The organism is Mycobacterium sp., from assembly GCF_049802695.1.
In the GTDB taxonomy this organism is placed as follows: domain Bacteria; phylum Actinomycetota; class Actinomycetes; order Mycobacteriales; family Mycobacteriaceae; genus Mycobacterium.
Genome location: NZ_JBARMY010000569.1, coordinates 1 through 2,346, shown reverse-complemented (window position 1 = coordinate 2,346; position 2,346 = coordinate 1). Strand labels below are relative to the sequence as shown.

Annotated in this window: 3 protein-coding genes; all 3 read left to right on the top strand. The window is 68.2% G+C overall.

The window, feature by feature from the left end:
• Positions 1–701 (top strand): transglycosylase family protein (locus tag WA317_RS22375; RefSeq protein WP_425175115.1); only part of this gene is annotated, 701 nt, incomplete at its 5' end.
• Positions 665–1,615 carry a 16S rRNA (adenine(1518)-N(6)/adenine(1519)-N(6))-dimethyltransferase RsmA gene (gene rsmA, locus WA317_RS22370; RefSeq protein WP_425175116.1) on the top strand — a complete coding sequence of 317 codons (951 nt, stop codon included), beginning with the start codon at positions 665–667 and terminating at the stop codon, positions 1,613–1,615. The genes WA317_RS22375 and rsmA, both read left to right, overlap by 37 nt.
• A gap of 60 nt (positions 1,616–1,675) precedes the next feature.
• Positions 1,676–2,346: 4-(cytidine 5'-diphospho)-2-C-methyl-D-erythritol kinase (locus WA317_RS22365; RefSeq protein WP_425175114.1), on the top strand; the 671-nt coding region annotated here is incomplete at its 3' end.

Sequence of the window (2,346 nt, the reverse complement as noted above, 5' to 3'; positions counted from 1 at the left end):
GGATGGCCCTGCCGGTCGTCAGCGCCAAGTCTGTGCAGATCAACGACGGCGGGGCGATCCGGTTGGTGCACCTGGCCGCGCCCAACGTCGCCGGTCTGCTGGCCGCCGCCGGCGCGCCGCTGCAGCAAGGCGACCGCGTGGAGCCCGGCGCATCGGCGCCCGTCGTCGACGGGTTACAGGTCATGGTGACCCGCAACCGGATCGAACGGGTCACCGAGCGGGTGCCGCTGACTCCGGCCGCCAGGCGGATCGAGGACCCCGACATGAATGTGAGCCGCGAGATCGTCGAGGATCCGGGCACCCCCGGCGTCCAAGATGTCACGTTCGCGGTCGCCAAAGTCAACGGCGTGGAAACCGGCCGGCTGCCGATCGCCAACACCGTGGTGACACCGGCTCGTGAGGCGGTGGTGCGGGTGGGCACCAAGCCCGGCACCGAAGTTCCTCCGGTGAATGAGGGCGACATCTGGGATGCCATCGCAGCCTGCGAGGCCGGTGGAAACTGGGCTATCAATACCGGCAACGGATACTACGGCGGCGTCCAGTTCGACCAGGGCACCTGGGAGCGCAACGGCGGCTTGCGCTACGCCGGCCGGGCCGACCAGGCCAGCAGGGAAGAACAGATCGCCGTTGCCGAGGTGACACGGGCGCGGCAAGGCTGGGGAGCCTGGCCGGTGTGCAGCGGACGGGCGGGTACCCGCTGACGATCCAGTTCCTGGGCCGCACTGAGATCCGGCGACTGGCCAGAGAGCTCGAATTCCGGCCGCGTAAAGCGCTGGGACAGAACTTCGTGCACGACGCGAATACGGTACGTCGGGTGGTGTCGTCCGCCGGGGTGAACCGCAACGACCACGTCCTGGAGGTGGGCCCCGGGCTGGGCTCGCTGACTCTGGCACTGCTGGACCGTGGCGCGATAGTCAGCGCTGTGGAGATCGACCCGGTGCTGGCCGATCGGTTGCCGCAGACCGTCGCCGAGCACTCACACAGCGAAATCAACCGGCTCACCGTGTTCAACCGCGACGTGTTGACCATCGGCCCGGCGGACCTGAACGCCGAACCGACCGCGGTGGTGGCGAATTTGCCCTACAACGTGGCCGTTCCAGCGCTGTTGCATCTGCTCGCCGAATTTCCCTCCATCCGCACCCTGATGGTGATGGTGCAGGCTGAAGTCGCTGAACGGTTGGCCGCTGAACCGGGCGGTAAGGACTACGGCGTGCCCAGCGTCAAGGTCCGTTTCTACGGGCGCGTTCGCCGTTACGGCATGGTGTCGCCGACGGTGTTCTGGCCGATTCCGCGGGTCTACTCCGGCCTGGTCCGCATCGATCGGTACGAAACATCGCCTTGGCCGACCGGCGAGGCGTTCCGTCAGCGCGTTTTCAAACTCATCGACGTGGCATTCGCGCAGCGGCGCAAGACATCTCGCAACGCCTTCGCCGAGTGGGCGGGTTCGGGCAACGAGTCGGCCAATCGGTTGCTGGCCGCCAGCATCGACCCGGCCCGCCGCGGTGAAACGCTGTCCATCGACGACTTCGTGCGGCTGCTCCGACGCTCCGGTGACCAGGACGGCAACCCCGGGCCCGGTCGCGGCACCTCACGCCCGCAGGCCCCGGCCTGCTGAGAGGCTGCCGACGCGGCTCGGTAGCTACTGAATTGCCGGTCCCGGCGATACTCTCGTGCGGTGCCGATCGACCGAAGCACCGCTGCGCAATGGGTGCCGACTGGATCGGTGACGGTCCGGGTGCCGGGAAAGGTGAACCTGTACCTGGCAGTGGGAAATCACCGCGCCGACGGCTACCACGAACTCACCACGGTTTTCCATGCCGTCTCGTTGATCGATGAAGTCACCGTGCGCAGCGCCGATGTGCTCTCACTGGAGTTCAGCGGCGAAGGCGCCGACGAGTTGCCGACCGACCAGCGCAACCTTGCCTGGCAAGCCGCCGAACTGATGGCCGAACACGTCGGCCGGGCGCCCGACGTCTCGGTCGCGATCGACAAGTCGATTCCGGTGGCCGGCGGCATGGCGGGCGGCAGTGCGGACGCAGCAGCGGTGCTGGTCGCGATCAACGAACTGTGGGAACTCGGCCTGCCTCGACGCGATCTGCACGCCCTGGCCGCGCAGCTGGGTAGTGACGTGCCCTTCGCCCTGCACGGCGGCACGGCGTTGGGAAGCGGCCGCGGCGAGGAGTTGACGACGGTGTTGGCCAGAAACACCTTTCACTGGGTGCTTGCTTTCGCCACCGGCGGGCTCGCCACGGCGGCGGTGTACACCGAGCTCGACCGGCTGAGGGAAATCGGGGCACCACCGCGGCTGGCCGAGCAGGGGCCGGTGCTGGCCGCGCTGGCCGCAGG